The 8,400-nt window shown below is 32.9% G+C and carries 7 protein-coding genes; 1 reads left to right on the top strand and 6 read right to left on the bottom strand.

Annotation, left to right across the window (positions count from 1 at the left end):
* The 4 genes from F6K54_RS34905 to F6K54_RS34890 form a co-directional block, all read right to left on the bottom strand.
* Nucleotides 1–388: IS200/IS605 family accessory protein TnpB-related protein (locus F6K54_RS34905; RefSeq protein ID WP_293088268.1), on the bottom strand; the 388-nt coding region annotated here is incomplete at its 3' end.
* A 101-nt stretch (nt 389–489) separates the two neighbouring features.
* A complete protein-coding gene (locus F6K54_RS34900; RefSeq protein ID WP_293088266.1) occupies nt 490–1,158 on the bottom strand; it encodes a hypothetical protein in 669 nt (222 codons plus the stop codon).
* Nucleotides 1,159–1,477: 319 nt separating this feature from the next.
* A complete protein-coding gene (locus tag F6K54_RS34895) occupies nt 1,478–2,845 on the bottom strand; it encodes an NAD-dependent succinate-semialdehyde dehydrogenase (RefSeq protein WP_293088264.1) in 1,368 nt (455 codons plus the stop codon).
* 430 nt (nt 2,846–3,275) lie between these two features.
* Nucleotides 3,276–3,539 (bottom strand): IS200/IS605 family accessory protein TnpB-related protein, encoded by a 264-nt coding sequence (locus F6K54_RS34890; protein WP_293088262.1) that lies wholly within the window; start codon nt 3,537–3,539, stop codon nt 3,276–3,278.
* 1,327 nt (nt 3,540–4,866) lie between these two features.
* Here F6K54_RS34890 and F6K54_RS34885 point away from each other — a divergent pair.
* A complete protein-coding gene (locus tag F6K54_RS34885; RefSeq protein ID WP_293088260.1) occupies nt 4,867–5,805 on the top strand; it encodes a glycosyltransferase family 2 protein in 939 nt (312 codons plus the stop codon).
* 693 nt (nt 5,806–6,498) lie between these two features.
* Here the strand turns inward: F6K54_RS34885 and F6K54_RS34880 are convergent.
* Together F6K54_RS34880 and F6K54_RS34875 are read right to left on the bottom strand one after the other, a co-directional pair.
* Nucleotides 6,499–7,482: an ABC transporter ATP-binding protein gene (locus F6K54_RS34880; protein ID WP_293088258.1), complete on the bottom strand. Its 984-nt coding sequence runs from the start codon at nt 7,480–7,482 to the stop codon at nt 6,499–6,501.
* Nucleotides 7,483–8,134: 652 nt separating this feature from the next.
* Complete coding sequence (locus F6K54_RS34875; RefSeq protein WP_293088257.1) at nt 8,135–8,356, bottom strand: hypothetical protein; 222 nt, start codon at nt 8,354–8,356, stop codon at nt 8,135–8,137.
* Between the last annotated feature and the right edge of the window lie 44 nt (nt 8,357–8,400).

Here is an 8,400-nt window from a genome sequence, read left to right as displayed (position 1 = left end):
TTGCTTTTCTCATGATGTTTAGAGAACCATTCACATCAGCATTAATCAATCCAATGCTTGCGGTACGATACAAGCCTCTTTTTACTCTTTTTCCTGAGAAAGTGACTTGATTTTTCTCACCTTTCTTGTAAACAGGAATCAAATCATTATCTATAAAACTTGCTTTTGAGGTATAAGATTCTTCTATAAGAATTACATCTATCCCTACTATCTTGGCTTTATAAGATAACATTTCTATTAACCTGTTATAGGGGACAGATAAAAAATTTTGATTATTTCTTTTCCCTAGATTTATCTTCTGCTTCCAGTTTTCATTGTGCCCAATTATCAAAGTTCCTATTTTCTGATTAATTAGAGTATCAATAATCAAACGGGATGCAATACGCAAGATAATCGTTGATTTTGAATTCTCTCTTGTTACAAAGCTTTTTCAACCTCTGGCTTGATTGATTTTTCCGGAGTTGAGATTGTAGGAAACTCTTAACTTTATTATAGTATTGATTGATAGATTTTAACGGTCTGCCATTTATCACTCTTGGGTTTAATTCCGGCTTGATTAAAGGTTAATGTAGCTAGATTGTTTAATCCTATATCAATACTGGCGCAACGATTTTTTTCTAGCTCGTATTGTTTTTCCGTCGCTTCATAAATCACCTCAATTACATAATGGTTAAGTCTAGGCACGAGACGAACTTGTTTAATTTGTGAAGTAGGTACTAATGTTTTTAGATAAATCCCGGTTTTACTCGGATTAATAATTCCTTGTTTTAATTGCCTCTTACTGATAGCTTGTGTGGTATAAACTACAGTATTTCTTCCCGTTATTTTATTTTTATATTTAGGAATACGAGGACGAGCATTAAACTTTGATGGGTTCTGTTTATAAACTTCGCTTGCTGCTAAAAAGCTCTTCCAGTTTCTATCTAGTATCATCAATATTTGTTGAGATACTTTAGCTGGCATTGCTTGATAGTCTGATTGGGTAGAAAGTGTTTTTTGCAGGTCGTAATAGGATAGATTTGTTTTTTCAAAGATGAAAGATTGGCGAACTAAGTAATTGCCATAGTTATAGAGATTTTTCGACAAGAAACACAGTCGGTCAATTTCAGTATAAAACCGATGATTTTTCTGAATAATGTGTTTCTCAACTAATTTCATAAATCCAGGAGTTAAAATTATATTAGGATTCGATCATTTAGGAATTTTGATGATTATTTAGTCTGGAATTATTAGCCAATTTCGTTATACTCAGGACTTACGCAACGGCACTAATTATAGTGGTTACATTGGCAATAATGACCAATTCATACACTATATGTAGCGGTACTGCGTAAGTCCTGATACTATTAAACATATGCTCGAAAGTTATTAAATTTTGTCAAATATTTTAGTAGCTCTTTTGTACAAATTAAGGAAGATATTTGACATCGTTTGACTATATATGACTAGATTTATGTATAACTTTTATTATACTTAATTATTTAACCCAAACAGTCTTAATATTGACAAATTCTAGGATTCCTTCTTTGCTAAGTTCTCTACCATAGCCAGAACGTTTAATCCCACCAAAAGGCAGACGGGGGTCAGACTTGACTAAACCATTGATAAAAACTGCACCTGCTTCTAGTTCTGATATTAACCTATCTGTCTGTGCTGTATCTGTAGTCCATGCACTTGCACCTAATCCGAAGGGAGTGTTATTGGCCAGTTCTATTGCTTCATCAATATTAGCAACCCGAAATATTAAGGCAACAGGACCAAAAAACTCCTCTTCATAAGCAGGGGAATTTACTGGAATCTCCGCCAAAATAGTAGGAGGGTAAAAATTTCCGGGACTTTCAGATAAAAGATGACCTCCTGTTAGAACTTTTGCTCCTTTTTCAACAGAAACTTCTACTTGAGAATTTAACTCTTGAAGAATAGATGGAGTTGCCAAAGGACCAATATCAGTATCTGACAACATAGGGTCTCCTACCTTCAAAGCCTCAAATTTTTCTACTAGGCGCTGTTGAAATTCTTCAGCGATAGTTTCTGCCAAGATGAAACGTTTTGCTGCAATACAAGATTGGCCATTATTTAACATCCGAGCTGTAACAGCAGTAGACACAGCCTGTTCTAAATTAGCACTTTCTAATACTATAAATGGATCGCTACCTCCCAATTCCAAAACAGTTTTTTTAATTGATTTACCTGCTATTGCTGCTAAAGCCATTCCTGCTGGTTCACTTCCAGTTAAAGTTCCTGCTTTTACTCGGTCATCTGCCATTATGCCTGCTACTTTATCGGAACCTATCAATAAGGTTTGAAATGCTCCTTCTGGGAAACCTGCTTCTTTAAATATTTCTTCAATGGCCAAAGCACATTGGGGAACATTAGAGGCGTGTTTTAATAAACCTACATTTCCTGCCATTAAAGCTGGTGCTGCAAATCTGAAAACTTGCCAAAAGGGAAAATTCCAAGGCATAACAGCTAGCACTGGCCCTAATGGTTGATAACGGATAAAGGATTTACTTGCATCAGTTTGTGCTGGTACATCAGCGAGAAATTTTGCTGCATTTTCTGCATAGTAGCGACAGACTAGGGCACATTTTTTAGCTTCGGCGATGGCTCCACTCAGAGTTTTACCCATTTCCAGGGTCATTATTTTGGCAAATTTTTCAGCATTTTTTTCTAATATGTCGGCTGCTGCTAATAGCCATTCCCCACGTTGAGTCATGGGAATTTGACGATATTGACGGAAAGTTGTTATTGCTAGTTCTAGTTTTGTTTCTATATCTGCATCTGTAATTGGTTCAAAAATTTTTATTGTTTCTCCTGTTGCTGGATTAATTGTAGCGATCGCCATTAAATTTTTCTCCTAAATTTAAAGTTCAAATTACTTTTATAGCAATGTGCGCTGGCATATTTACAAATTACAAGAACTCTCCAATAACTAAAAGTTCTATATTATCAGTTTTTTATTCCCCCAGATGAGCTGTTGCCAGATGAGCTGTTGCCAGATGAGCTGTTGCCTGCGCACAGCGCTATACTTTTTCAATTCAGTCACAAGTTATTAATATCAATAGTTCATAAAAATATAGTCAAATATAACATATTCTTATTTTGCCAGTTTTACCTTGACTGGGTGAACTACAACACCCTCTATCCCATTGTCAAAGACATTTGGGATTGCTTTTCTCATAATATTCAAAGAACCATTAACTTTACTCATTAATCAATCTACCACAACCTGTGCGATACAAACCCCGTTTCACCCTTTTTCCACTAAAAGTTGACTAATTTTTCTCACCGTTTAAGTACACAGGAACTGCATCATTATCCATAAAACTTGCTTTTGATGTATAAGATTCTTCGGTTAAAATTACCTGAATTCCTACCATTTTGGCTTTATAAGATAACATTTCTATTAACTTAGTATGGGGAATTTGAACAAAATTTTGATTGTTCTTTTTTCCTAAATTAATCTCCTGTTTCCACTCCTGATTTTGGCCAATTATCAGAATTCCTATTTTCTGAGTGATGAGGCTATTAATAATCAAACGAATAGTTTAACTTCTTTGTTTCTTTACTCCTGGATGTTAATTTAATCTTGGTTTAGCTTTCTACTCCATCATACTTGCTTACACTAGCCAAAACATTTAATTCTTAACTATCTTTTACAATCATTTAACTATTGAAAAAAATATACACTTATAAATAGGATTTATACTAATTTTATGTGAGGCTCAACAGAATAAGGAGTCTGGATAAAATCATGGTACTTAATAGGAGTAAATTATGAAGTATTTCTGTGTTGATCTACAGCAAACTCCGATTAAAATATTATTCTATGCAACTTATAAATTAATTTGATAATACACAGTAAGCGTTCAGCCGTCAGCCATCAGCTATTGCTTTTAATTGCTGACAGCTAATAGCTGTTTGCGCAGCATTCCGCAGGAAATGCTTACATTACCGAATTATTAATTATTAATTATTAATTATTAATTATTAAATAATTCGCGCCTTGAAGCCTCCCCTTTTAAGGGGAAAACAAAAGAAATAATATCTCCTTATATTCAATTCCGTAACGGTTTTAACCAGAGGTAATTATCAATTATCCATGATCAATTATCAATTAATGAAACATTTTTCCATTATCAACTCCAAATATTATAATTTAGCACTCTAGTTTTTTGTCTGCCTTGATAGACGATAATTATTTGCTATTCCTGAAACTGTAGAGAAGTCTATGTATATACATTTTATCTCAATTACCTAAAATATTGCTAGACTTTGTTTCAATCTTCCTGTCAGGCCAGAAAAACCAACATGATAGGGAGCCTCATTAAATGTATAAAAAGTATTACACTTTTATAGATACTGTGTCTAAGTTAACCACTGTCGAGAAAAAAATATTTCATCTAGTAAGTTTGAGAAGGTATTTAAGTAATATCTAAAATTTCATGAAAGCACTATTAATTATGATTTATGAATCATAATTATTGACCACTAAACTCTTTAATATAATTTGAAAATATAATTATAAGCTAAAATGACAATATCAAACTTAGACACTTATAACTTTCAGATATAGCGTTTTTATCTGAGATATAGAGACTAAGTGTTATTAAAAAGTATGGAGGTAATAGTAAAGAAGGGAAAATTGAAGTATTTTCAGCAGAATAAGTAATATTACTGAATCAGTAATACTTAACAGCATATCAATTATAAATAGAGTTTTTTATACAGATAAATTCATTGGTGTTGCAGTAGTTTTTTTGCCTATAATGTCAATAGAACTGTAGAATTTGCAACTATTATTCAAAGAGAAATATCGACTTATATTCTTAGCTTATTAATTAAATCATAGATAAAAGTTTGCCAATGAAATTTAGTATCGTAATTACAACTTATAATCGCTTAGATTTATTAAAACGGGCAATTAATTCGGCATTAAAACAAACAGTTGAATGTGAAATCATAGTAGTTGATGACTGTTCAATAGACGGTACAAAAAACTATGTCAATAGCTTAGAAGGTCGCGTCATGTACTATTGTACTTCTTCTAATCAAGGTCATGCAGCTACAATGAATTTAGGGGTACAAAATGCCCAGGGAGATTGGATAAAACCTTTAGATGACGATGACTATATAGCAGCTAATTGTATAGAAGAAATGACTAAAGCAATTACCCTTCATTCTCAAGCAGTAATTCTTTCTTGTCAGGCAGCACAAGTTGATTTTCATCAGGTAGAAATTAGTCGTACTTATAAAACAGGACCTGGAACAGCATTTTATATTCCTCAAGAAGATATTCACTATGGGATGTTACTAGAATTACTGCCATTTGGTACTCCTATTCAAGTTGCTTTTCGTCGGGATGCTTTTTTAGAATCTGGAGGATGGGATACTAATTTAAGGAGTTGCGATGATATAGATTCTTGGATTAGAATTTCTGAATTTGGTGATGCTATTTTTCTCAACCAATGCTTAGTTTATCGTACAATTTGGATAGGGGGATATGACAGAAAAATCCCCCTTAAACAACGTTGTAATACTAATATTTTGATGAAAGAAAAAATTTATACTAAAGTTCATAAAAAGTATTCTAATATAATCCCAGATATTAAAGATGTACGGCAATACATAAATCTGCATTGGGGTATAGTCGCTGCCAAACAAAAACAATTATTAACAGCTATCAATATGTTATTACCAGCAGTTTTTTATCTGAAAGCTTGGCAACTTTTTTTGGCAGTTACTATTGCTAGAAAACTAAAAAAAGACAATAAAAAATTAAGCAAAAAAGTTTTGATTAATTAGGGTTTGCTGAAAAATTCTTTTAGTAGGGGTAGGAGACAGGAGACAGGAGACAGGAGACAGGAGACAGGAGACAGGAGACAGGAGAAATAGGAATGAGCGAGGAGGTAGGAGTAATACCAAATTGATAAATGTTTGCTGCAAATAATTAGGGTATTTATTCTAATGCTCGAATTTAGAATTTAGAATGCACTTGGGGATATATTTAATACCATTTTTGATGTTGCAAATTACCTTTTTCGTGAAACAGACTTTATCTGAAAGTCTTTTTATCGTGCTTATTATTCGTAATATTCTTTTTTCAAATTGGTATAAGAATTGTCCCAAGATTGTTCTACCATAGTCAGCCCAAAATACTAGCTTTATGTAGCTCTTGACACCGAAAAGCTGGCACTTTTTTGAACCCCATAAAAAATAGTACAAAACTATTTTTATAGAAATATATATATATCTGAATTTCCCCTGTGACAAAACACCATAATGTTTGCGGTACAAGAGATACCTCAAATTGTCTAGAGGGTAAGAGACAGGAGACAGGAGACAGGAGAAATGGGAATTATAGAGGAGGTAGTCGGAAAAATTGTCCCTTGATTTTTTTGCCATAATCGTCCCAAAATACTAGCTTTTTGAGCTGAAAAGCTGGCACTTTTTTAGACCAAAAAATACTAATCTCCCGGAGGGGACACATGATATAGTCTATTCTCTACTAGAAAAAATACCCCTTTCTCGTAATTGCTGCATAAAATACTCCTCTAAACTAAGCCTTTCTATATTCATTTTCATTAGTGTAGCTTTCATTAATCCCACACTAACTAAAAATTCTTTGGGGTCTCCCTGTAAATGACCATGCCAAAAATTATGCTCAAATTCTAAATCAGGTATCCATTGTTTAAGAATCTTCAGATTACCACTTTTACCCTTGACATAATAACTTTCATTAGTTCCTAATACTTCATCTAAAGTACCAATACAAATTAATTCTCCCTCTGCCAGAATAGCAATGCGATCGCATATTTTCTCCACATCAGACAAAACATGACTATTAAAAAAAATAGTCTTCCCTTGTTTTTTAAGCGAGATAATAATTTCTCTAATTTGATAACGTCCCATTGGATCTAAACCTGACATTGGTTCATCCAAAAATACTAACTCAGGGTCATTAATCAAAGTTTGTGCCATACCAACTCTTTGCAACATTCCCTTAGAATATTGACGTAATTGCTTTCTAATAGCCGTTGATTTAGATAACCCAACTAGGTCAAGTAATTCTGGAATTCTTTGTTTTTGTATTGATATTGGTATTTGAAATAATCCTGCTACAAATTCTAGAAATTCCCATCCAGTTAAATATTCATAAAAGTAAGGATTTTCTGGCAAATAACCAATTTTTTCTTTAATTACTCGATCACCTATTGGCTGCCCTAATAAAACTCCCGATCCAGATGTAGGGCGTACAATTCCTAATAAAGTTTTAAGTAGAGTAGTTTTACCTGCACCATTTTGCCCCAAAAGTCCAAAAGTTTCTCCTTGATAAACTGTCAAAGAACAGTTTTTAAGAGATTCTATTTTTTGATTCATCCAAAAACCAGTGCGGTAAAATTTACCCAAATTAGTAGTTTGCACAACTGGCAAATTTTCTGGTCTCTTAGCTTCATTGGGAATATTGACAGCAGATTCCATAAAAATTCAGTTTATATATTTAGTATCTTTTTTTTATCATAAACTGAATCAGGACTTGGGTAGGAGAACCTGAAAACCTGATTTTTCATAGATTTTATGTTGAAAAACTATAACGTTATAGATATATAGTGTCTAGAACTCAAAGATTACCTCAAGTAATACCAAGCGTGAAAAAAGAATGTTACGAATAATAAGGGCGACAAAAAGACTTTATAGGAGATGTCCCTTTGACTAATAAGATAAGTTATAAACTAAGAAATGGCATCTAAAGCTATTAATTCCAAACGTTGCCCTACCGATTGCTCCCCTACCTGACTCCTGAGTCCTAAAAAATTCCCTAGCTATTTGTAGCAAACATTTATCAAATTGGTATAACAGCTAAAACCCAGTAGGGAAATTCCATAGAGCTTTCCTATTTTTGTCTACCCACATGAAAACTTATGTACACAGAATTTAAGCATTTTTGAGTTCTAAAAACTACATATATAAGACGTTATAGTTTTAATTTATTACTAACTACATATAGTGTTTTTGTTTAAGTCTTATTTGTAGTTCAATTATATGTTATTTAAAAGCAAGAATATTTGAAGCGTTGGAAAAACCAAATTCTAAGAAACTTTGATTTTTTGAAGAATTTCGATAAAGGTTTGATTTACCATTTCATCATTTTATCTATCTGGGAACGAATGTCATAAGTGTCATTCACACAAGTACCAAAACATATAATATCAACCCGAACATACTTACCATCCTTATGACAGACAATATTAAAAACAGCATTCCCTCTTGCATATTGTGAAGAAGAACCAGTAACAGTTTTAATTAGGGTTTGCTGATTAAATTTCAAATAATTACCAGATAAAGGTTTTAGCATTTTTAGGTATTGAAAAAGTACATGGTTTTCAGCTCTTCATGGTC

Source organism: Okeania sp. SIO3B5 (assembly GCF_010692555.1).
GTDB lineage: Bacteria > Cyanobacteriota > Cyanobacteriia > Cyanobacteriales > Microcoleaceae > Okeania.
This window is presented reverse-complemented; position numbering and strand designations above follow the sequence as displayed.

Coding starts and splice junctions, on each gene's coding strand:
- F6K54_RS34895 (WP_293088264.1), bottom strand. CDS start 2,845: ATGGCGATCGCTACAATTAATCCAGCAACAGGAGAAACAATAAAAATT.
- F6K54_RS34885 (WP_293088260.1), top strand. CDS start 4,867: ATGAAATTTAGTATCGTAATTACAACTTATAATCGCTTAGATTTATTA.
- F6K54_RS34900 (WP_293088266.1), bottom strand. CDS start 1,158: ATGAAATTAGTTGAGAAACACATTATTCAGAAAAATCATCGGTTTTAT.
- F6K54_RS34880 (WP_293088258.1), bottom strand. CDS start 7,482: ATGGAATCTGCTGTCAATATTCCCAATGAAGCTAAGAGACCAGAAAAT.
- F6K54_RS34875 (WP_293088257.1), bottom strand. CDS start 8,356: ATGCTAAAACCTTTATCTGGTAATTATTTGAAATTTAATCAGCAAACC.